The sequence below is a fragment of the Longimicrobium sp. genome (assembly GCA_036389135.1).
In the GTDB taxonomy this organism is placed as follows: domain Bacteria; phylum Gemmatimonadota; class Gemmatimonadetes; order Longimicrobiales; family Longimicrobiaceae; genus Longimicrobium.
Genome location: DASVQP010000049.1, coordinates 1 through 21,707, shown reverse-complemented (window position 1 = coordinate 21,707; position 21,707 = coordinate 1). Strand labels below are relative to the sequence as shown.

18 protein-coding genes and 3 tRNA genes are annotated in these 21,707 nt (G+C 68.5%); 19 read left to right on the top strand and 2 right to left on the bottom strand.

The features are described 5' to 3' along the window. The first annotated feature begins 48 nt into the window (after positions 1-48). The 16 genes from VF584_12365 (at position 49) to VF584_12290 (ending at position 15,346) form a co-directional block, all read left to right on the top strand. Complete coding sequence (locus VF584_12365) at positions 49-996, top strand: mechanosensitive ion channel family protein (GenBank protein ID HEX8210959.1); 948 nt, start codon at positions 49-51, stop codon at positions 994-996. A gap of 93 nt (positions 997-1,089) precedes the next feature. Then, positions 1,090-2,535, top strand: a complete 1,446-nt coding sequence (gene cysS, locus VF584_12360) for a cysteine--tRNA ligase (protein HEX8210958.1) — start codon at positions 1,090-1,092, stop codon at positions 2,533-2,535. Positions 2,536-2,585: 50 nt separating this feature from the next. After that, positions 2,586-2,658, top strand: a tRNA-Thr gene (locus VF584_12355). Between the two features lie 84 nt (positions 2,659-2,742). After that, positions 2,743-2,815 (top strand) — tRNA-Gly (locus VF584_12350). A gap of 260 nt (positions 2,816-3,075) precedes the next feature. Further along, positions 3,076-3,444, top strand: coding sequence for a hypothetical protein (locus VF584_12345; GenBank protein ID HEX8210957.1), 369 nt, complete (start codon positions 3,076-3,078; stop codon positions 3,442-3,444). 79 nt (positions 3,445-3,523) lie between these two features. Then, complete coding sequence (locus VF584_12340) at positions 3,524-3,928, top strand: helix-turn-helix transcriptional regulator (protein ID HEX8210956.1); 405 nt, start codon at positions 3,524-3,526, stop codon at positions 3,926-3,928. After that, the gene (locus tag VF584_12335) at positions 3,921-4,388 is read left to right on the top strand and encodes a hypothetical protein (GenBank protein HEX8210955.1); all 468 of its coding nucleotides are present in this window, start codon (positions 3,921-3,923) and stop codon (positions 4,386-4,388) included. The genes VF584_12340 and VF584_12335 overlap by 8 nt, the downstream gene beginning before the upstream one ends. 396 nt (positions 4,389-4,784) lie before the next feature. After that, complete coding sequence (locus VF584_12330) at positions 4,785-6,032, top strand: GAF domain-containing sensor histidine kinase (GenBank protein ID HEX8210954.1); 1,248 nt, start codon at positions 4,785-4,787, stop codon at positions 6,030-6,032. Positions 6,033-6,291: 259 nt separating this feature from the next. Next, entirely contained in the window at positions 6,292-7,458 is a 1,167-nt protein-coding gene (locus tag VF584_12325; protein ID HEX8210953.1) for a glycosyltransferase family 4 protein, read from the top strand. A 45-nt stretch (positions 7,459-7,503) separates the two neighbouring features. Then, positions 7,504-8,247, top strand: a complete 744-nt coding sequence (gene map, locus VF584_12320) for a type I methionyl aminopeptidase (GenBank protein HEX8210952.1) — start codon at positions 7,504-7,506, stop codon at positions 8,245-8,247. 253 nt (positions 8,248-8,500) lie between these two features. Further along, complete coding sequence (locus VF584_12315; protein ID HEX8210951.1) at positions 8,501-8,875, top strand: YciI family protein; 375 nt, start codon at positions 8,501-8,503, stop codon at positions 8,873-8,875. Positions 8,876-9,080: 205 nt separating this feature from the next. Further along, positions 9,081-10,277: a DUF4062 domain-containing protein gene (locus VF584_12310; GenBank protein HEX8210950.1), complete on the top strand. Its 1,197-nt coding sequence runs from the start codon at positions 9,081-9,083 to the stop codon at positions 10,275-10,277. 117 nt (positions 10,278-10,394) lie between these two features. Further along, positions 10,395-12,047, top strand: a complete 1,653-nt coding sequence (locus VF584_12305; GenBank protein HEX8210949.1) for a glycosyl hydrolase family 28-related protein — start codon at positions 10,395-10,397, stop codon at positions 12,045-12,047. Between the two features lie 88 nt (positions 12,048-12,135). Next, positions 12,136-12,780 carry a DUF305 domain-containing protein gene (locus VF584_12300; protein ID HEX8210948.1) on the top strand — a complete coding sequence of 215 codons (645 nt, stop codon included), beginning with the start codon at positions 12,136-12,138 and terminating at the stop codon, positions 12,778-12,780. A gap of 54 nt (positions 12,781-12,834) precedes the next feature. Beyond that, complete coding sequence (locus VF584_12295; GenBank protein HEX8210947.1) at positions 12,835-14,610, top strand: hypothetical protein; 1,776 nt, start codon at positions 12,835-12,837, stop codon at positions 14,608-14,610. 166 nt (positions 14,611-14,776) lie between these two features. Next, positions 14,777-15,346: a hypothetical protein gene (locus VF584_12290; protein HEX8210946.1), complete on the top strand. Its 570-nt coding sequence runs from the start codon at positions 14,777-14,779 to the stop codon at positions 15,344-15,346. A 375-nt stretch (positions 15,347-15,721) separates the two neighbouring features. On the opposite strand, the gene VF584_12285 is transcribed toward VF584_12290, so the two are convergent. Further along, entirely contained in the window at positions 15,722-15,976 is a 255-nt protein-coding gene (locus VF584_12285; GenBank protein ID HEX8210945.1) for a hypothetical protein, read from the bottom strand. Positions 15,977-16,320: 344 nt separating this feature from the next. Between VF584_12285 and VF584_12280 the strand changes: the two genes are divergently transcribed. After that, the gene (locus VF584_12280; protein ID HEX8210944.1) at positions 16,321-18,864 is read left to right on the top strand and encodes a TonB-dependent receptor; all 2,544 of its coding nucleotides are present in this window, start codon (positions 16,321-16,323) and stop codon (positions 18,862-18,864) included. A gap of 314 nt (positions 18,865-19,178) precedes the next feature. Here VF584_12280 and VF584_12275 read toward each other — a convergent pair whose 3' ends face one another. Further along, positions 19,179-21,038: an FtsX-like permease family protein gene (locus VF584_12275; GenBank protein ID HEX8210943.1), complete on the bottom strand. Its 1,860-nt coding sequence runs from the start codon at positions 21,036-21,038 to the stop codon at positions 19,179-19,181. A 388-nt stretch (positions 21,039-21,426) separates the two neighbouring features. Between VF584_12275 and VF584_12270 the strand changes: the two genes are divergently transcribed. Next, a tRNA-Thr gene (locus VF584_12270) sits at positions 21,427-21,499 on the top strand. 49 nt (positions 21,500-21,548) lie between these two features. After that, a partial coding sequence (locus VF584_12265) for a GTP-binding protein (protein HEX8210942.1) occupies positions 21,549-21,707 on the top strand: 159 nt, incomplete at its 3' end.

Below are 21,707 nucleotides of genomic sequence, written 5' to 3'. Positions count from 1 at the left end.
GGGCCCCGGAGGCCGCCGCGCCTCACGCCGTCCAATTCCGTCCGGCCGATGCTGCAGACCGACACCGTAGCCGCCATCCAGACCACCGTCATCCGCGACTGGGCGGACCTGTTCAACTGGCCCGCGCTCACCGCGACCGGGCTGCGGGTGGCGGGCGCGCTCATCGTGGCGATCATCGCCAACTACGCGCTCAAGGCGGTGCTCCGCAGCGTGGAGCGGTCGTCGGAGAAGGACGGCATCGTCACGGCGCAGGAGCAGCGCACCCGCACCCTGCTGAGCCTGCTGCGCAGCATGGGGCGCGTCGTCATCTGGGTGATGACGCTGTTCATGGTGCTGGGCGCGCTCGGGCTGCAGCTCGGTCCGCTCCTGGCCGGCGCCGGCGTCGTGGGCCTGGCGGTCTCGTTCGGCGCGCAGTCGCTGGTCAAGGACGTCATCAGCGGGCTCTTCATCCTGATGGAGAACCAGTTCGGCGTGGGCGACGTGGTGCGGCTGGAGGGCGTTTCTGGCGCCGTGGAGCGGATGACGCTGCGCGTGGTAGTGCTGCGCGACGTGCACGGCGTGGTGCACGTGGTGCCGAACGGCGAGATCAAGAAGGTCAGCAACCTCACCCGCGGCTGGGCGCGCGTGGTGCTGGACGTGGTCGTCGCCTACAAGGAAGACCCCGACCGGGTGATGGCCGTGATGCTGGACGAAGGGCGCAGACTGTACGAGGACCCCCAGTGGCGCCCGCTGCTCCTGGAAGAGGTGCAGGTGCCGGGGATCGAGTCGTTCGGCGAGCACGGTGTCACCATCCGCCTCCTGGCGAAGACCCTTCCGCTGAAGCAGTGGGATGTGGCACGCGAGCTCCGCCGCCGCCTCAAGCTCCGCTTCGACCAGGAGGGGATCGACGTCCCCTTCCCCTCGCAGACGATGTACTGGGGCGAAGGCCAGTCTCCCGCCGAGCTGGCCACGCTCGCCGCGCGCCCCGATACCGGAGTGCCAGATGCGGACCGCTGACCACGGACGGCGATGTAGGGAATCCGGCTCCTGAGCTGGAGGGAAACGGGCAACCCGTCCCATTCCCCATTCCCCATTCCCTATTCCCCATCCATGCCGATCCGCTTCTACAACACCCTGACCCGCCGCGAAGAAGAGTTCGTTCCCCTGGAGCCCGGCAAAGTCGGGATGTACACCTGCGGCCCCACGGTGTACGCCCCGCCGCACATCGGCAACATGAGGACGTTCTTCTTCGCGGACCTGCTGCGCCGCTACCTGGAGTTCCGCGGCTACCAGGTGAAGTTCGTGATGAACCTCACCGACGTGGACGACAAGACGATCCGCGGGGCGCTGCGCGAGGGCGTGTCGCTGAACGACTACACGCAGCCGTTCATCGACGACCTCTTCCACAACTTCGACCAGCTCGGCATCCGCCAGGCGGACGTGCACCCGCGCGCCACGCACTACGTTCCGCAGATGGTGGACATCATCCGCCGCCTGCAGGAGCGGGGGATGGCGTACGAGGCCGAGGGCTCCGTCTACTTCGACATCTCCGAGTTCCCCGGCTACGGCCAGCTCTCCAAGGTCGACGTGTCCGCCGGCCGCCGCGGGGAGCGTGTCGCCGCGGACGAGTACGACAAGGATGACGTGCGCGACTTCGTCCTGTGGAAGGCCGCCAAGCCGGAGGATGCCACCGTCGGCGCCGTGTGGGACACGCAGTGGGGCCCCGGGCGCCCGGGGTGGCACATCGAGTGCTCGGCCATGAGTATGCAGGAGCTTGGCGAGACCTTCGACATCCACCTGGGTGGCGTCGACCTCATCTTTCCGCACCACGAGGACGAGATCGCCCAGAGCGAGGGGGCGACGGGGAAGCCGTTCGTGCGCTACTGGCTGCACGGCGAGTTCCTGCTGCTGGAAGGCGGCAAGATGGCCAAGTCCACCGGCAACATCTTCAACGTGCAGGACCTGGTGGAGCGCGGCGTGAAGCCGTCGTCGGTGCGCTACCTGTACCTGACGGCGCACTATCGCAGCAAGCTCAACTTCACCTTCGAGGGGCTCGCCGCCGCCGGCGAGGCGGTGCGGCGCGTGCGTGGAACCCGCGACCGCCTGCGCGACCACCCCGCCGCCCGCGACCCGGACCCGGCGGACACCCCCACCCTCCACGCCGCCGCCGACGAGGTGCTCGCCGCCTTCGCCGAGGCGATGGACGAGGACCTCAACACCAGCGTGGGGCTCGCCACGCTGCACCGGCTGGCCGGCGCCATCAACACGCGGCTTGAGGAGCTCGGCACGCACCCCATCAGCCACGCCGAGCAGGCCGCCGCCCTGGCCGCGCTGGAGCGCATCGACTCCGTCTTCGGCTTCGTGTCGCTGGCCGACCGCGAGTCGCAGGTGGACGAGGGGCTCGCCGCCTGGGTGGAGGAGCGGATCGCCGCGCGCCAGGCCGCCCGCGCAGCGCGCGACTTCGCCAGCGCCGACGCCATCCGCGACGAGATCGCGGCGCGCGGAGTGGTGGTGGAGGACACGGCGCAGGGGCCGCGCTGGTCGCTGGGGTCGTGAGGCGGCGGGGGTGGTGAAGGGGGCGATTTCGCGTTAAATTCGACCCCTTCGCCACCTTAGCTCAGCTGGTAGAGCACTCGATTTGTAATCGAAAGGTCGTCGGTTCGAACCCGACAGGTGGCTCTCGGCGCCTGCCGAACCGGATTGCGTGCCCCGCACCGATCCACTAGCTTTTCCACCCCGCCGCTCGCGGCGGGGAACTCCCGGGCGGGAGTAGCTCAGTTGGTAGAGCATTAGCCTTCCAAGCTAAGGGTCGCGGGTTCGAGTCCCGTCTCCCGCTCCTTGAACGGCCGGGCCGCAAGCACTTTGCTGGCGGCCCGGCTTTGGTTTTATAGCGCCCGTACAGTCGTGCGGATATGAGCTTACAGGGGCAGGGTCGGCTAGTGGGGAAGCGGATCGAACCCGCTTGGGATATCACAGGTTTCGGAAGGGCAAGAACTTTGCTTGGTCGCATCCACTCTGCGCCAGTTGATCGAAGAGGAACCGAAAGGCTTGACGGCGGGTATACGGTGTAGCGTATAATCAACGGCAACTAATCTGATGAGTGATACCTGCGAGGTCTACTTGCTTGATCCGGCTGACAAGGATCTGGAGAAGATCAAGCGCAAGGCCCCTGAACGCGCGATCTTCATACAGGAAGCAATCGCGATGGTGGAGGAGAACGGATGGATTCTTTCCACTCGATCCCAACTGATAAAGGAGCTGCGCACCAAAGACCAGATTGGAGAGATTCGGGATGTTGGAAGTGGTGGTTACAGGCTCTTCTTCTTCTGGAGTATCGAAGAGACGGTTCGGAAGCTGTTCATAACCGCCGTCGTAAAGAAGAGCGATGTGGTAGCGAGGGTGCGGCTGAACACGTATCTCGACGCCGCCAAGAAGATGCGAGATCGCTATCTTAACCAGGACTGATCTGATCATGAGCGAGAATTTTCCTACCCCCGTCCGAGCGACCCGCCTTCTAGACACGCTCCGTCACGAGAGTGACGCGATGGCCCTCGCGGAGCGCAAGCTCGGTAGCCGCCTTGTGCTTGCGCGGAACGTGCTTCGCCTTCGCGTGCAGCGCGGTATGACTCAGCGCGAACTCGCGGAGAAGGCCGGGATGCGCCAGCCGCGCGTCGCCGATATTGAAGCTGCGCGCTCGAATGCGCAGCTCGACACGATCGATGCGCTCGCGAAGGCTCTACACGTCCCCGCCGCGCGACTGATTGAGGCGAATGCTGTTCGTGCGCGCGCACGCTATGAGATCCGGCTCTCCCCCGACATGGTTGAGGAGACCGCTTGGGACCTTGACAGCGTCGAAACCCTTCTCTCGCTGGAGACTCTGGCTGGAGTTTCCCCCATGCCTGGGCTTACAGGTCCGATCCGCCTTATGACTATGGGGCTCCGTGACTGAGAGGACGGCGGGCGCTCCGCTCGCGGCAGGTGCAACGTTGCGCGGCATGTTCTTGCAGAATGTTCAGTTTACGAAGCAAGACGAGTGGGATCATCTTATCGAGGAAGGGAAGGGGATCACGACCAACTTCTCGATACGTGCCGTTCGCTTCCCCAACGGAGTGGTTGGGGTTGAATTCGGCGTAAGAATTGAGGAGGAGGGGATTCTAAGCTTGCGCGTTGACTACCGGGTTGAATTCGACATCAACAACCCTCCGGCAGATCCAGCATCATTGGAGCGCATCCAACGTGATGCCGCAGCGAAGCTTGCCCCGGTGGTGGTCTTCCCGTACATCCGTGAGACAATCCAGTCGCTCACAGCCAAGGCTGGTAAGACGCCCATTATTCTACCCGTCATCAACATCGGCGCGGCGTTCAAGCCGGAGAACATCGAGTTCGAGGACGTGGAAGAAGACGAATAGGGCGTCTGAGACTTTCTGCCAAGTTGCGCGCCGGCCACAACGTACCGGTAGCAGCTCACAGCGAGCCGCCGCTCCCTATTCCGTTGCCGCTCTTGGCGTTACCAGGGGGAAGGCGAGAGCGATTGGATGGGGCGGGTTCCTGCTGGGCCTGGACGATGCTCTGCCCGTCGGACTGTCCAGCACGTTTTTTCGCGCGGCGATTAGCCTTCCAAAGCCGGGGTCGCTCGAGTCCCGTCTCCCGCTCCAGTAAACTCCGGCGCCGCAAGCACTTAGCTCGTCGGCGCCGGAGTTGTTTCGGAACGGAGCCCAAAACCGGGCCAAGCTGATTAGAGGCCGACTGCAGTTGTGAGGCGAGCGGGCGGGGCCGTGCACACAACCTGCATGCGACGCTCCGCTATGAAAGAGAACACACCGAACGCGGCGCCTGCGAGCCCGCTGCACGATCCCGAGCGGCTCGGCGAGCTGCGCGCCACGGCGTTGCTGGATTCGCCCACGGAAGAGGCCTTCGACCGGCTGACCCGCCTGGCGTCGAAGCTGCTTCAGGCGCCGATCTCCACCGTGACGCTGGTCGACGATCAGCGGCAGTTCTACCTCAGCTGCACCGGCATGCCCGAGCCGCTCGCCAGCGCCCGGGAAACACCGCTGGAGATGTCGTTCTGCAAGCACACCGTGGTGCTGGGTGCGCCGCTCATCATCCCCGACACCCACGGCCACCCCATGGTGGGGGACAATCCCGCCGTACACGGCTTCGGAGTGAGGGCGTACGCGGGGATTCCGCTCCTCACCCCCGGCGGCCATGCCATAGGAACGCTGTGCGTGATGGACTTCGTCCCCCGCCAGTGGACGGATGACCAGGTCTCCAGCCTCACCGATCTCGCGGCGGCGGTCAGCACCGAGATCGAGCTGCGGATGGACATCGCGGAGCGCACCCGGGTGGAGGCGGCGCTCAACCTGGCCGTGCGCATGCGAGACGAGGTGCTGGGCGTGGTGTCGCACGATCTGCGCAACCCCGTGCACACGGTGTCGCTGAGCGCGGGGTTCCTGCTGGACACCCTCCCCAACGGGCCGCAGGAGGCGCCGGTGCGGAAGCAGCTCGGCATCATCGTGCGAGCGGCGGAGCAGATGGACCGGCTGATCCGCGACCTGCTGGACGTCGCGAGCATCGCGTCCGGACACCTCCCCGTGGAGCGGGGCCGGCGCGACGCGGTGGCGCTGGCGCGCGCGGCCTGCGAAACGCTGCAGCCCCTGGCGGAGGAACGAGGGCTCCGCTTCGAGATCCGCACCCCGCCCGCCCCGCTGCCGGTGCTGGCCGATTCCGACCGCATCCACCAGGTGCTCTCCAACCTGGTGGGAAACGCCATCAAGTTCACCCCGGCGGGCGGCCTGATTACGCTCGGCCTGCAGGCAGGCGAGGGCGAAGCGCGTTTCTCGGTGTCCGACACCGGTCCGGGAATCCCTCCGGATCAATGCACGCACATCTTCGATCAGTTCTGGCAGGCCGACCGCTCCGGGCGGCACGGCGCAGGCCTCGGCCTCGCCATCGCGCGTGGAATCGTGGAGACGCACGGCGGCGAGATCCGGGTGGCGAGCACGGTCGGCGTGGGCACCACCTTCACGTTCACCATCCCTCTGGCCGACGCGTGATCTCGCCGAGCGCACCGACGGATCAGCCCATAGCTCTTCGTTGCTGCGTTACGTGGACCGCGCCAGCCCCCCTGGAGTGGCCGGAGCAAACGGGACGTCGGGAACGTTTGCGCCGCTGGAGCTTGCCGGTTAGAGTGCGGCACAGATATTCGCTCATACTGGCACGCAGCGGAGGCTGATCTCCGCGCGTCGCGTTTCGGGCGGCGATCTTCGTGCTGGAAAGGAAAACACGCTCGGCGGCAGAGGGGATGCGGGGGAAATGAAGCGAGTACTGATGTACGACCCGTACCACGACTGTGAATTCGGCGCGCAGCGCTGCATGATCACGCTCGCGGAGGGGCTCAAGGAGCACGGGTACGAGCCGATCATCGCCACCGGCAAGGAGGGTGCGCTGAGCCGGAGCGCCCGGAAGGCGGGGCTTACGGTCGACATCATCCCGATCCCCAGGTCGCTCGACATCTTTGGCGGCGCGGCGCTGGCGGCTTCGCTGCCGCGCAAGCTGTTCCTCTTGCTGGAAGTGATGCGCTACGGCGCGCGGGTGTCCCGGCACGCCCGGCGCCACGGCGTGGACCTCCTGTTCGCGAACGAGCTGCGCAGCTGCCTCTTCCTCGTGGCAAGCAAGCTCCGGCTGGGCAAGCCGCTGGTGTGGGGGATCCACGGCGGGCCTTCGCAGGGGATGCTGTCGGCGTTCGCTTCGTCGGTGTCGGACCGCGTGATGCTGATCTCCAAGGCGGCGGCGAAGGCCATGCCGCCGCGCGCCCGCCGTCGGGCCGAGCCCAAGACGACGCTCAACTACATGGGCATCGACGCGTCGCGGTACCACGCCCGCACCAGCCCGCAGGCGCGCAACGCCACCCGCCGGCGGTTCGGTCTCCCCGAAGACGCGGTGCTCGTGACGACCGCCGGCTCCATCAGCCGCCGCAAGGGGTACGACACCCTGCTCTCGGCGCTGGAGCTCGTCGCCGGCGACGGATCTCCCGTGCACCTGGCGATCGCGGGGGCAATGGCGACGGGCGGCGATCCCGAGTACGTGGCCGGTCTGCACCGGCACGTGGCGGAGAAGGGCCTCCCGGTGACCTTTGTGGGGTGGCTCGACGACCTTCCGGAGCTGCTGGCGGCCAGCGACATCTTCGTCCTGGTCTCGCGCGAGGAGGGGCTCGGCATCGTGACGCTGGAGGCGATGGCGACCAGCCTTCCCGTGATCGTGACGTACGCCGGGGGCAGCGAGGAGACGGTGGTGGACGGCGAGAGCGGCCTCATCATCCAGCCCGACGACCCCGCCGCGCTGGCCGACCGGCTCCGGATGCTGATCTGCGACCCGGGTCTGCGCTCGCGCCTCGGCCAAAGGGCTCGCCAGCGATGCGAAGAGGTGTTCAGCGAGAGTGCCTACAAGGCACGCTTCTTTGACCTCGTGCGGAATGCATAGCGTGCACGCGGCGCAGCTGCCCGTCTCCCCACCCTCAGGCACTCCATGTCCATCGAATCGGAGCAGGATCTCCTCGGGCTGAAGCGCGCGGGCCACGTCGTTGCGCTGGCGCTGAAGGCGATGCGCGATGCGGTGCGTGAGGGGATCTCGACGGCGGAGCTGGACGGGGTGGCGGCCGGCGTGCTCAGCGAGCATGGCGCGCGCCCCGCCCCGAAGATGCACTACCGGTTCCCCGGCTCGTCGTGCATAAGCGTCAACGAAGAGGCGGTGCACGGCATCCCAGGTGCGCGCGTGCTGCAGAAGGGTGACCTGGTGACGCTGGACGTGACGGTGGAGCTGGACGGCTACTACGCCGACGCGGCGGTCACGGTGGGTGTGCCGCCGATCTCGGATCAGGCGCAGCGGATGCTGGAGTGCGTGGAGTCGGCCTTCTGGCGCGGCGCGCGGGCGGCACGGGCGGGAGAACGGCTCGCGGTGGTCGGCGGCAAGGTCGAAGCGGAGGTGGAGCGTCACGGCTTCAGGGTCCTGCGCGACCTCTGCGGGCACGGCATCGGCCGCGGGATCCACGAAAGCCCCACCGTCTGCAACTTCTACGACCCGCAAGACAGGACTCGCCTGACCGAGGGGCTGGTCATCGCGCTGGAGCCGATCATCTCGGTTGGCGCGCGCTCGTCCCGGACGGCGGCGGACCGGTGGACCATCACCAGCGCGGACCGCAGCCTCACGGCGCACTACGAGCACACCATCGTAGTCACGCGTGGCAAGCCGCTCCTCCTGACAGCTGCGTAGCCGAGCCGCGGGGCCCACACAAGAGCCACAGAGCCACCGAGAGAACCGCGGAAAGTTTTCTCTGTGGCCTTTCTGTTCCTTCTGTGGCCTCTGTGTGATGCTTTTCGTTGTGTTTCGTTCCCCGCGCCGCGAGATCGCTAACCTTGTCGATTTCGCCTCCCGCCGTTCGTCGCATCATCAGAGCGGGGAATTACAGGCCACGACCGGCACCCGCCTCACACCCGAACCGAAAGAGGAACCCAGGATGCGATTCATGACCTTTGTGAAGTGCCCGGAGAATTGCGGCCCCCCGCCTCAGTCGTTCATGGAGGCGATGGGGAAGGCGAGCGAGGAGGCGAGCCGGGCCGGCACCCTGCTCGACACCGGCGGCCTGGCGCCGAGCGCGATGAGCACGCGCGTCCGGCTGTACGGCGGCACGGTGAACGTGGTCGATGGGCCCTTCGCCGAGACCAAGGAGGTCGTGGGCGGGTACGGGATCGTCGCGGCCAACTCGCGCGAGGAGGCCGTGGAGGGCGCCGTGTGGCTGATGAACCTGCACCGGGAGCACTGGCCCGGCTGGGAGGGCGAGGCCGAGGTCCGGCAGATCATGGGTCCGGAGGATTGCGACGCCGCGAACGCGCAGCCCTAGCCGCATCGCGCCATCACGCAGACGATCGCGCCGCCGTCAGGACCGAGGCGGCGCGTCGTGCGTGGGGATCGTCACCGCCTGCGTCCGCCGGATCCGACTCGGTACACTCTGAGCACCGAACGTGCAGGTTGGCGCGCGCGTGGCTACAAACGTGGTAGACGGGTTCTGTCGCTCCACTCCTTCCCAGCTTTCCAGGTACCCGACGATGCCGCGTATAGAAACTGTTTTTCGCCTTTTCGTCGCTTCTCCTTCGGACGTGGCTGAAGAGCGCGCAGTGGTTGACGAGGTGGTGAGCGAACTGAACCTCACCTGGAGCAAGCATCTCGCGCTCCGGATAGAGGTTATCAAGTGGGAAACTCACGCGTTTCCCGCGATGGGAGCGGATGCGCAGTCAGTCATCAATCATCAGATTGCCGACGACTACGACATCTTTTTAGGCTTGCTTTGGACGCGCTTTGGTACTCCGACGCCCAGGAGCGATTCGGGGACAGGTGAGGAGTTTCAGCGCGCGTATGATCGGTTCCGGGCTGATCCATCCGCACTCAGAATCATGTTTTATTTCAAAACCGCTCCGATTGATCCGACTAGCCTTGATCCCGATCAGTTGAAGCGCATCAACGACTTTCGGGAGCAGTTGGGTCCGAAGGGCACACTCTACTGGACGTTCGCAGGTCGGGAGGACTTCGCTACCCTCCTCCGGATCCATCTAAGTAGACAGGTGCAGGAGCTTGCGGCAGCGGCGGATTCTACCGGTGCCTCCGTGATGCTGCAGAACGCACGTGAAGCGCTGGGAACTGCCCAGTCCAATTTCACTGAATCGAGCGACGAGGACGAAGCTGGCTTTTTGGATCTTGTCAAAGATGGGGTCGAAGGGTTTGAGGCGATGTCTGGTGTCCTAACGGAGCTCACTCTAGAGACCCGCGGATACACATCTCGGATTGTCGAACGAACCAAAGAGATGGAGGCAGCTGTCGCGATCGCAGCGGACGACCCGAGGCCGATGTGGCGGGCAGCGAAGGCGTACGCTGACGACATGGAGACATTCGCCGCCCGACTGGATCAACAGCGTCCCCGGTTTGCGGCAGCGGCAGATCAAGCTTTTTCATCGCTCTCCGGAGCGCTTGCGTTGAGCACGGACTTCGCGCGGTCGGAAGAATCATTGTTGGGTATCTTAACAAACCTCCGCGGACTCATCTCGGCCAACATCGAATCCCGCGGTGTTATGGCCGACTTCCGAGACACCGTCGCAACGCAACCGCGAATCAGTACTCCCACCAACAGAGCACGGCGGAAATTCGTCGCGGCCATGGATCGGTTGTTGGAAGAGTTGGATCGAACGATAGGTCTCGGTAAGACTGTCGAACAAGAAACCCTGTCGCTGCTTGACTTAGGAGCCGATTGAGGGAGGTTGGGTTGTGGATTGCCCGCCGCCGCCCCCTCTCTGGCAACTCGGCGCGTTCCGAGCACAAACGTGCAGGTTGGCGTGGAGGGGTGCGATCATGACACGGTACTACGGACTATGAGCGGTCACGAGAACGGCGTTCTAGGGCGTACGAGCACGCGCTCCATCCTCACGGCCTCGGCGGCGCTGCTGCTGGTGGGCGGGGCAGGGTGGATGGCTTCCGCGGGGCCACGGATCGCGGCGGCGGAGAGCGGCGCGCCGGTGGTGGGCTTCGCGAGCGCGGCGGGGAGTGGGCCGGAAAGCGAGGCGGCGGCCGTCGTGACCGTGCGGCTGAGCGAGGCGGCGGCGCAGCGCGTGACGGTGCGTTACGCCGTCTCCGGCGGGACGGCGCACGCGGTTCCGCACGGCAGCGGGCAGGACTACACGCTGCCCGCCGGGACCCTCACCTTTCCAGCGGGGACGACTACGCGGACGATCCGCATCGCCATCGCCAACGACGGGATCAACGAGACGGACGAGACCGTGAGCATCCAGCTCTCGGCTCCCGCGGGGGCGGCGCTGGGGCGGAACACGGTCTACACACAAACCATCGTGGACGACGACCGACGCGCGCTGGTGAGCGTGCGCGACTTCGGCGCGCGCGGCGACGGCACGGCGGACGACACGCCGGCCATCCAGCGCGCCATCGAGTCCGTGTACGCGCGCGGCGGCGGGGTGATCGTCTTCCCCCGCGGCACCTACCGCGTCACCTCGGTGAACATCCGGGAAGGGATCACCTACGAGGGCTTCGGCGCCGTGATCACGCGCCCGCCCATGCAGGGGAAGTGGGCCCGCACCTTCACCACCGAGCGCGTGCTGTACTCGGGCGACGCCGACTCCAGGCCGCTCATCATCCGCGGCCTCACCTTCGACGGCAACTCCGCCAGCCAGGGCCCATACCAGCAGCACCAGCTGGAGCAGGCGCACCTCGTCTTCCTCTACGGAGACCCGGCGCGCCGCGGAAGGCTGCGCGCGGTGGTGGAGGACTGCCACCTGCGCAACGGGGTGGCGGACGGCATCTCCGTCTCCACCAACGTTGCGGCCAGAGTCTACAACTGCGATGCGGTGGACGTGTTCCGCGGCGGCTTCGTGCTGACGGGCGGGTATTCCAGGGCGGACGTGCATACCTTTACCACGCGCGGCACCCGCGACGCCACCGGGATCGACGTGGAGGTCGACGGGCGCGGCTTCGGCAACACCCTCAAGGTGGAGCTGAACCTGACGCGGCTACGCCTGCTGGCCGGCGATTTCGACATCGGAGTGCACGAAGGCTCCATCGTCACGGGGCAGGACATCGTGGCGAAGGCGCCGTTCTTTCTCTACGCGGAGAACTCGACGGTGCGCCTCCGCGACTGTGACTTCGAAGTGGGATACCCGGATTCGTTCGGCAACCGCATCGTCTATCCCAAGGACGTCACCTTTACGGACTGCACCTTCACCACCCGCGAGCGCGTCGCCGGCGAGGCGAACCGCGGGATGCGCATCGCGGACGTGTACTGGAACTTCGACTGGGCGCAGGGGCCGCGGCGAACGAGGCAGTCGCTGACCTTCAACAACTGCCGCTTCGTCGTGGGCGAGGACGTGGAGCCCGCAGACGCCGTCTACGTGGCGAGCACCACCATCGACGATCCCGCGCACGCCAACGTCGTGACCATCAACGGGGGGACGGTCGGGCCGGGCTTCGACGCGGTCTTTGCGCCCGTCTGCACGCGCTGCGTGCGAAACCCATGATGCGCACCGCGTTTCCGGCGCGCGGGGCGCGTGGTACGTTGCACCGGCTGATGGGCAGCCCCGTTCCAGCACTGGAGGAGCAAGGCACATGAAGAGATCATCCGGCCGCGCCGCCGTCTGGGTGCTCGTGCTCGGCGCATGCGGCACTGCGGGCACCGAAGCCCCGCCGTCGAGCCCCGCGCCCGCCGTGCAGCAGCCCGCCGCGCAGGCGGACACCGCGCGCCGCGCCGCCGCCGGCACCGCGCGCCGCCACAGCGACGCGGATGTACGATTCATGCAGCACATGATGGCGCATCACGCCCAGGCGCGGGTGATGACGGCGATGGTGCGGCAGCGGAGCACCCGCCCCGAGATCCGCCTGATCGCCGAGCGCATCGACGTGTCGCAGGACGACGAGATGCGGCAGATGCGGAGCTGGCTGCGGCGCCACGGCGTCGAGGCCCCGTCCGCCGATGCGCACGCCCACGGCGAGCACGCCTCGATGCCGGGGATGCTCACCGATGCGGAGCTGGCGCGGCTGGCGGCGGCGAGGGGGGCGGGGTTCGACCGGCTCTTCCTGGAGTACATGATCCGCCACCACGAGGGCGCGGTGACGATGGTCGCCCAGCTCTTCGCCACACCCGGCGCGGCCCAGACTTCGGAGATGTACGGCTTCGCCACCGACGTGAACGCGGACCAGCGCGCGGAGATCGCCCGCATGCGCGCGCTGCTGTCCACGATTCCCCGCGGCTGAGGCGCGCAGCGGAGCGCCCCAGCGAGAGTCCCCGACACCTCACCGAAGAACGAGATGAAAATCGAAACGACGGCTGCAAGGCTCGTGATGGCCGCCCTGCTCCTGGGCGCGGCGTGGACGCCCGCCGGTGCGCAGGCGCGCGACCCGCGCATCGGGCTGCGCGCGGGGTGGATGAACGCGGGGGAGGCCGCCCGCAACATGGCGCTGGTGTCGCACACGCCGCGCCCCGCGGGCTTCTTCGATCCGCAGGACGTGAACAACTTCGGGCTGGTCAACGCCGACCTCGCCTTCCAGGGCAACACGACGTTCATGGGCGGCTTCCACGGCATCCAGATCTACGACATGACGGACGTGCGGCGCCCGCGCCTGCGCGGCACCATCGTGTGCCCCGGCGGCCAGGGCGACGTGTCCGTGCACCGCAACCTCCTCTTCATGTCGGTGGAGGAGACGCGCGGGCGGGTGGACTGCGGCACGGCGGGGGTGGAGGGCCCGGTGAGCACCGAGCGCTTCCGCGGGGTGCGCATCTACGACATCAGCAACGTCGAATCGCCGCGCCAGGTGGCCACCGTGCAGACGTGCCGCGGCTCGCACACGCACACCCTGGTGCCGGACCCGCGCGACTCATCGCACGTCTACATCTACGTAAGCGGCACCGCGCCCGTGCGCCCCGGCGCCGAGCTGGCGGGGTGCTCGGGCGGGCGCCCGGAGCAGGACCCCAACACCTCGCTCTTCCGCATCGAGGTGATCCGCGTGCCGGTGGCCAATCCGCAGCAGGCGCGCATCGTCAGCACACCGCGCATCTTCGCGGACTCGGCGGGGAACGTCGCCGGGCTGTGGCGCGGCGGCCGGCACGGCGAGGGGACGCAGGAGACCGCCGAGACGGACATGTGCCACGACATCACCGTCTACCCGGAGATGGGGCTGGCGGCGGGGGCGTGCTCGGGGAACGGCATCATCCTGGACATCCGCGACCCCGCCAACCCGCGGCGCATCGCGGAGGCGACCGATCCCAACTTCGCGTACTGGCACTCGGCCAACTTCAGCAACGACGGCCGCAAGGTGATCTTCACCGACGAGTGGGGCGGGGGAGTGGCGCCCCGCTGCCGCGCCAGCGACCGTCCGACGTGGGGCGCCAACGCCATCTTCACCATCACCGCGCAGCGCCGGCTGCGGCTGGCCAGCTACTACAAGCTGCCGGTGGCGCAGACGGAGACGGAGAACTGCGTGGCGCACAACGGCTCGCTGGTCCCGGTGCCGGGGCGCGACATCATGGTGCAGGCGTGGTACCAGGGCGGCATCTCGGTGTTCGACTTCACCAACCCCGCGAAGCCGGTGGAGATCGCATTCTTCGACCGCGGCCCCATGAGCACCAGCGAGGTGGTGATAGGCGGCTACTGGTCCGCGTACTGGCACAACGGCCACATCTACGGCTCGGAGATCGGCCGCGGGCTGGACGTGTTCGAGCTGCGCCCCAGCGAGCACCTGACGCAGAACGAGATCGACGCCGCGAAGCTGGTGCGCGAGGAGACCTTCAACCCGCAGCTCCAGACGCGCATGGAGTGGCCCGCCAGCTTCGTGGTGGCGCGCGCCTACCTGGACCAGATCAAGCGAAGCAACGGCCTCACCCGCGCCCGCTCCACGGCGGTGACGAGCGCGCTTGCCCGCGCGGAGCGGCTCAGCGGCGCGGCGCGGCGCACGGCGCTCAACACGCTGGCCGCGCAGCTCACCCGCGACGCCGCCCGCTCCCGCGACGCCGCGCGCGTGCGGATGCTCGCCTCCACCGTGCGCGACATCGCGGCCGGACGGCGCCAGGCTTCGGCGGCGGACTGACCCGGTCCACGCGCTGAAAAGACGTACGAGACGAAGCCCCTCCACCGCATCCCGGTGGAGGGGCTTCGTGCCTGCGGAAAACGTAAGTCTTGCGCACTGTCCCGTCGGCAACGCAAACTGTAACGCCTCCCCCGTTATCTCCCGCGCCTCCATCTGGATGGCCCGCTTGATCGAGACTCAGCTTCAATCCCCCGCCGAGGTTTTCTACGAGCGCTTCTGCGCCATCGTCCCGCAGTCGGGGCGGGTGGCGCCGCTGCGTCACGACTCGGACAGCTACAGCCCGATCTTCAGGGCGCTGGAAGCGGCCGAGACGAGGGCGCTGCGCTACGCCCGCAACGCGCTGGGCCTCCCCGGCTACCAGGCGATCGGGATGGTGGCGCGCATGGGCGCCGAGCTGGCGCGCTGGTCGCGCGACGACGGCATGGACCGCGGCGCGCTCCGCAAGCGGCTGCGGGAGGCGGCGGAGTACGGGGCGCCGGGCCCGCTCTCGCCGCACTGGCACCGGCTGGGCCTATTGGTGGCCGCGGCGATGCAGCCCCACCCCCTCCTCCGCGACCTCACCTGCGCCCCCACCGTGGTGTACGACGAAAGCGGCATCCGCGCGCAGTGCGGGGAGGCCGAGGCGGTGGTGCGCGGAACCCACTGGTACCTGCCCGTGGAGGAGGACCATGCCCGCCTGGTGGCGCTGCAGCTCGCGCTGGCGCTGCGGGAGCAGCTGGACGAGGGGATGGCGTAGGGGGGGCGGGCCCCCTCCCCGCTCGTCACCTCGCGGCCCCTCCCCCAATAACTATCTGGGCGAGGGGCGTTTTGCGTGTATCGGTGCCAGGCTGCGGGGGGCGGTCCCGAGGAGGGCACGGGCAGCCACATCGGACGGCCCCTACAGCTTTCGTGCGGTTCGGGCGGGGGCAACGAAGGGCAGACACGCAGGTCTGCCCCTGCCGGTCCTGACGCCAAAGGCGGCGGTCGCGGTGGAGGCGAGGGTGGGCGCGATGAATCGCGCCCCTACGGATGTGCGCGTTTTCGTGGGCCGGCGCGGCACGGAAAAGGCCGCGATCTTCCCCCTCTACCAGCAGTTTGGGAGAGGGGGGCGGGGGGGTGAGGGGTACGCCCCCTACCTGCACTCCCCGTCCGCGATCTGGCGCCACTTGTCGGGGTTGCGGCGCTCGTAGCGGTAGCCGGCGGTGTAGCGCGCGGAGGTCCGCTGCACCCGCAGCGCAACGGTGTTGATGTTCATCCGCGAGTGCGTCGTCCACGGTGTGGCGGCGGTGCAGCTCGGGCTGGCGACCGCAAGGTGCATCGCCGGGGCGCAGGCGCCCAGGGAGGCCACGGCCCCCGCGACGAACCCGGCCAGGACCATCTTCCTCATACGTCCCCCCTCGTTTCGAGTGTGCGTTCCGACGCTGAAGAATCCGGCAACAGGTTCCGTGCCACGCCAGGATTCCCACTTTCGCGACATCCCGTCCATTCCGTGTTAATTCATCGCTCACCCGAGACGGGTGGCGGTCTGGCGTGAAGGTGCTAAATTTTTCACACGATCCGAAACCACCGGCCGCATCGTCCGTAACGGGCGGCGGGCGGACGACGGACCGGATGCAACCCCGGGGCGGGGTCGCGCATCCAATGAATGCCGCCCAACCTCCCGGAGCACACGGGGGGCCCATCCCGCCTCGAGTGCGGGGGCGTTCCCACCATTCCAACTTCGCGGCCACCATGAAGCCGATCAGCGGACTCACCCTCGCGCTGCTCCTGGCGTGCGGCACATCAGCCGCATTCGCCCAGCAGACGCCCACGCAGCAGCAGCGGCCCGCGGGCCAGCCGGGCGCTCCCGGCGGGCGCCCGATGATCCCCCAGGAAGGCGGCGCGCAGCTCCGCGGCACCATCCTGGACGCGGCCACCGGGCGCCCCGTTCCCTCCGCCACGGTCGGCGTGTGGAGCCGGGCGGACTCGACGCTCGCCGCCGGCGCGGTGACGCGCCCGGACGGCACCTTCCGCGTGGAGGGGCTGCGTCCCGGGCGCTACTTCCTGCGCGTCTCGCACATCGGCCACACCACCACGAAGTCGGGCGAGATCGCCATCGCGCCCGGCGCCACCACGGCCGAGGCGCCGGCGGTGCGGCTGGCGGCGAGCGCGGTGCAGCTGGAGGGGATCACCGCCACCGGCGAGCGCAGCGCGGTGCAGATGTCCGCCGACCGCAACACGTACTCCACCAAGGACATGCCCACGGCGGCCGGTGGCAACTCCACCGACGTGCTGCGCAACGTGCCCGCGGTGGAGGTGGACCAGGACGGCCGCGTGAGCCTGCGCGGCAACCAGAACGTGGCGGTGCAGATCAACGGCCGCGCCGCCCCCATGCGCGGCGACCAGCTGGGGCAGTTCCTCCAGCAGCTCCCGGCCAACATGATCGACCGGGTGGAGGTCGTCCCCAACCCCTCGGCCAAGTACGATCCCGAGGGGATGGCGGGGATCGTCAACATCGTCCTCAAGGGGAACGCGGAGCTGGGGCTTTCCGGGGGCGTGAACCTGGCCGCGGGCACCAGCGACCGCTTCAACGGCTCCGGCAACCTGGGCTACCAGCGCGGGCGGGTGACGCTCTTTGGCAGCCTCGGCTACTTCGGCGACGGGCGCACCACGAGCGGCTTCAACAACCGCACGAACATCACCGGCGCGGGCTCGCCGATCAACTTCATGGACCAGCTCTCCAACGGCGCCGGGCGGATGCGGTCGCAGACCGTGAACACCAACACCGAGGTGAAGCTGGGGAAGACCAGCTCGCTGGCCTCCACGCTGATGGTGAGCGGGCGCGACTTCCGCAACGACACGCGCAACACCTTTACCCGCTTCGACGCGCAGCGCAACCCGCTCGCCGTCTCGGACGACCGGCAGCGCATGACCTCGGACGACGCCTCGTTCGATGGGACGCTGTCGTACCGCAACGTCATCAAGCCGCGCCAGAACGAGCTCAACGTGGAGGCGCGCTACAACCGCTCCGCATTCGAGCAGAGCAACGGCTTCACGCAGCAGCCGATGGACGTGAACGGCGCGCCGATCGGCAACCAGCCGTTCAGGACGCAGAACCTGACCGACTACGTTAACAGCGAGATGTACCTGATGGCGGACCTCACCCGCCTGGTGGCCGGGGTGCGGGTGGAGACGGGGTACAAGGGGCAGCTTCGCCAGGTGGACAACGACCTGACCACGCAGCGCTTCTCGTACGCGGACAACGCCTGGGTCAACAGCGGCGGCAGCAACGTCTTCGCCATCGACGAGCGGGTGCACGCGGGGTACGGCGTCTTCACGCGCCAGACGGGGAAGTTCGAGCTGCAGGGAGGGCTGCGCCTGGAGCGCACCGACCGCTCCACCAACCGCTCTGACGACGACCTGGAGCCGTTCAACGACTTCTTCCCGAGCGCGCTCGTCGCCTACAACGTCAACGCCGCGCGCCAGGTGAAGGCGAGCTACTCCAGGCGCATCCAGCGCCCGCAGACGCATATGCTCAACTCCTTCCTCTTCTACGAGGACCCGCTCAACCGCTTCCGCGGCAACCCGTACCTGCGGCCGGAGTACACGGACGCGTTCGAGCTGGGCTTCCAGCAGAGCGGCAAGCTGGGCTCGCTGCAGCTTACTCCGTTTTACCGGCACACGGAGGGGGCCATCCGCCGCGTCCGCACCACGCAGGGCGACACCATCACCTCCACCGTGGCAAACATCGCCACGGCGGACTCGTACGGCGCGGACGCCAACGCGTCGCTGCGCGCGGGGCGGCTCACGGGCTTCGTGGGCGGAAACGTCTTCCACCAGGACTCGGATGGCGGCACCGCGGCGGGCGCCATCTCCAGCTCCGGCCTGGGCTGGTCGACGCGCGCCAACGCCAACCTGCGCATCAATCCGAGGCTCGACGCCTCGGGCTTCGTGATGTACCGCGGAGCGATGAACACCGAGTACGGCCGCATCGGCGCCTTTGCGATGACGAACTTCTCGCTGCGCCACAAGCTCCTCAAGGACAAGGCGAGCGTGACGCTGCGCGTGCAGGACCCGTTCAACATGATGCGCATGCGCTCCTCCGCCGAGATCCTGGACGCCAGCCTCAACGATCCGAACGGGATCGAGGGCTACCGGGTAGAGACGGAGCGGAGGTTCGGAGCGCGCGGGGTGTTCCTGGCCTTCAACTACACCTTTGGCCAGACCCCCCGCCTGCGCACCCCGACCCCGCAGGAGCCCCAGTCCGACTCCAGCCAGCCGATGGGCGCCCCCTGACCGCATCGGTTGGATGACGCACGAAGCCCCGCGCCGGGATGTCCGGCGCGGGGCTTTGCGTTTGGCGGCTGGCCCCGAGCACCGGGGGCGGAAACCCCCGGCTGGAACCACGGGAAGACCGCTGAAGCGGTCTCGAGAACCGCCGCCAGTCCGCGGAGGCGGAGTTCGTGTGGTTCCAGCGGCCCTCATTCGCTCGTGGAACCGGGCTTCCCGCCGCGCAGAAATCGGGAGCGTCGCGCGGACCTCGCCCCCGAGTCCGCGCAGGCGGACTTCGTGCCGTTGTTGCAGCGAGTTCACTCGCCCGGTAACAACCCTCAGCTCGCCCGGATCGCCACCATCGGGTCCACGGACGCGGCGCGGCGCGCGGGGATCCAGCTCGCGATGAGCGCGACGGCGGTGAGGAGCGCGGCCACACCCGCGTAGAGCGCCGGGTCCCAGGGGCGCATGCCGTGGAAGAAGACCTGGAGCGTCCGCGCCGTCGCAAAGGCGGCGAGGGAGCCCAGGATCAGCGAGGTGCGCGCGAGCCGCATCGCGTCGGCTACGACGTGGCGGACGACCTGCTCCTGCCGAGCGCCGAGCGCCATCCGCACCCCGATCTCGCGGGTGCGGCGCGCCACCCCCTCCTTCACCACGCCAAAGAGCCCCGCGCACGCCAGCACCACCCCCACCACCGCCAGCGCACCCAGCACCCCCGCCGTCCAGCGCACCGGCGCGGCGAAGCGCGCGAGCCGCTCCTCCATCGTCATCACGTCGCGGATGAGCGCGCCGGGAGCCGCCGCCATCACCGCGCGCTCGACGGTGCCGGCCAGCCGCATCGGATCGCCCGTAGCACGCACGGCGATGCCTACCTCGCGCGGCGGGTGCTGGAAGGCGGAGACGTACACGACCGGCTGCACCTTTTCGCCGACGCCAGGCCCCAGCGGCCGCACGTCGCTGACGATGCCGACCACGCGGTACTTGGGGGTCGAGCTCCCCACGCTCAGCATGTCGTCCTCGCGCCGGGGGAGGATGTGCTGCCCCACCGGCTCCACGCCGGGGAAGAGGGTGCCCGCCGCCAGCAGGTTGACCACCGCCACCCGGTCCTCGCCCGGCGCGGGCTCGCGGCCCTCGATCACGGGAATCCCCATCGCCCCGAAGTAGCCGGGGCTCGCCGCGAACTGGTGCACGCTCTTGAGGAGCACCGGAAGGCGAAGCATGTCGGTGCAGGCGGGGCGGCAGTACGAGGTGACGACGTCGCGCGGGCCCGTCCCCGTCCAGCCGTCGCCGCTCATCAGGCTGGCGGCGCGCACTCCGGGGATCGCCCGCACGCGGTCCAGCGTGTCGCGCAGGTACGCGGCGCGCATTCCCGCGTCCGCGCGCGCGGGGAGGGTGACGTTCAGGGTGAGCGTGTCGCGCGGGTCGAAGCCGGGGGTGGAGGCTGGCCCGCCGTCCAGCGAGCCGCGCAGCAGCGTGCCTGCACCCACCAGCAGCGCCATCGACGCGGAGAACTGCGCCACCGTCAGCACGCGCCGCACCCACCCCTCGTAGCGTCCCGCCGTCGCACGGTCGCCCGTGGAAAGCCCCGACGCCAGCTCGCGCCGGAACGCGATCGCGACGGGCGCCAGCGCGCACAGCAGTGCCACCCCCACCGGCAGCGCGACGGCGATGAGGACCGCGCGCCCACCGCCGCCGCCCCACCCCTCGACCCCCCACGGCCACGTGGCGCGAACCACCCGTGTCAGACCGAAGCCCAGCGCCACCCCCAGCGCGCCGCCCGCGAGCACCGCCGCGCCCGCATCCGCCATGGCGAAGCGGAAGATGCGACGCGCGCCCGCGCCCAGCACCACGCGCATGGCGACCGCCGGCCGCCGCGATGCGCCCCGGGCCAGCACGCGCGCCGCAGCGATGATGCACGCGCTCGCCACCACCAGCGCGGTCGTGCCCCACAGCACGCGGAGGAGCGACTCTACGCCGGCGTGGCGGATCTCCTCCACCGTGACCAGCCCCTCCGTCCAACCGTGGCCGGCGGCGAGACGGTCCCATGCGGGGAGCACGCGCGCGGGGGTGTACGCGACCCCCGCATCCGCGAAGCCCAGCAGCGCCAGCCCGGCCCCCACACCGACGGCCAGCGTGAACACGACCGACGCCGCGAAGCCGGGTCGGAGCGAACGAAGGATGCGCGAGAAGGTGGGCATGGTGGTGTGGGTGGGGGAGGGGAAGGGGTCGCCCGCCGATCATCCTGCCGGTTCTGTACCAGCACGCCGGGATCAATGCGGAGGCAGGCACGGGCAGCCACGCGGGGCGGCCCCTACGGGTTTCGGTGCGGGGGGCGGCGGTCGCGATGGGGGAGAGCGCGGGCGCGATAAATCGCGCCCCTACGGGGCATCCGCGCAACACGCGCAGGCGGGGGAGGGGGCCTTGACTGCCCCGGAAGGTCTAGGTATGTTACCCGTCTTCTCTTCCCCGGGATGCGTGTAGCTGTACCGCGCTCCGCGGAAGAGCTGGAAAACGGGAAACCTTGCCCGATGGCACGGCAAGGTTTCTCTGTCTGTCGTCCGGGCTCAGCCCGGCTTAGGGGAGCAAGCTCGCGTAGCTCAGCCGGCAGAGCACTTCCTTGGTAAGGAAGAGGTCATGGGTTCGAGTCCCATCGCGAGCTCTGGCGCCTCCTCGTCGTCAAACCACCCGTACGGGATCCGGAAAGCACCATGGGAAAGGCTAAGTTCGAGCGCAACAAGCCGCACGTGAACGTCGGCACGATCGGGCACGTGGACCACGGCAAGACGACGCTCACGGCGGCGATCACGCGCATCCAGGCGGCGCAGGGGCTGGCGGACTTCGTCAGCTTCGACAACATCGACAAGGCC

Coding starts and splice junctions, on each gene's coding strand:
- cysS (HEX8210958.1), top strand. CDS start 1,090: ATGCCGATCCGCTTCTACAACACCCTGACCCGCCGCGAAGAAGAGTTC.
- VF584_12325 (HEX8210953.1), top strand. CDS start 6,292: ATGAAGCGAGTACTGATGTACGACCCGTACCACGACTGTGAATTCGGC.
- VF584_12285 (HEX8210945.1), bottom strand. CDS start 15,976: ATGAGGAAGATGGTCCTGGCCGGGTTCGTCGCGGGGGCCGTGGCCTCC.
- VF584_12295 (HEX8210947.1), top strand. CDS start 12,835: ATGAAAATCGAAACGACGGCTGCAAGGCTCGTGATGGCCGCCCTGCTC.
- VF584_12340 (HEX8210956.1), top strand. CDS start 3,524: ATGGCCCTCGCGGAGCGCAAGCTCGGTAGCCGCCTTGTGCTTGCGCGG.
- VF584_12305 (HEX8210949.1), top strand. CDS start 10,395: ATGAGCGGTCACGAGAACGGCGTTCTAGGGCGTACGAGCACGCGCTCC.
- VF584_12345 (HEX8210957.1), top strand. CDS start 3,076: ATGAGTGATACCTGCGAGGTCTACTTGCTTGATCCGGCTGACAAGGAT.
- VF584_12310 (HEX8210950.1), top strand. CDS start 9,081: ATGCCGCGTATAGAAACTGTTTTTCGCCTTTTCGTCGCTTCTCCTTCG.
- VF584_12330 (HEX8210954.1), top strand. CDS start 4,785: ATGAAAGAGAACACACCGAACGCGGCGCCTGCGAGCCCGCTGCACGAT.
- VF584_12365 (HEX8210959.1), top strand. CDS start 49: ATGCTGCAGACCGACACCGTAGCCGCCATCCAGACCACCGTCATCCGC.
- VF584_12315 (HEX8210951.1), top strand. CDS start 8,501: ATGACCTTTGTGAAGTGCCCGGAGAATTGCGGCCCCCCGCCTCAGTCG.
- VF584_12280 (HEX8210944.1), top strand. CDS start 16,321: ATGAAGCCGATCAGCGGACTCACCCTCGCGCTGCTCCTGGCGTGCGGC.
- VF584_12300 (HEX8210948.1), top strand. CDS start 12,136: ATGAAGAGATCATCCGGCCGCGCCGCCGTCTGGGTGCTCGTGCTCGGC.
- map (HEX8210952.1), top strand. CDS start 7,504: ATGTCCATCGAATCGGAGCAGGATCTCCTCGGGCTGAAGCGCGCGGGC.
- VF584_12275 (HEX8210943.1), bottom strand. CDS start 21,038: ATGCCCACCTTCTCGCGCATCCTTCGTTCGCTCCGACCCGGCTTCGCG.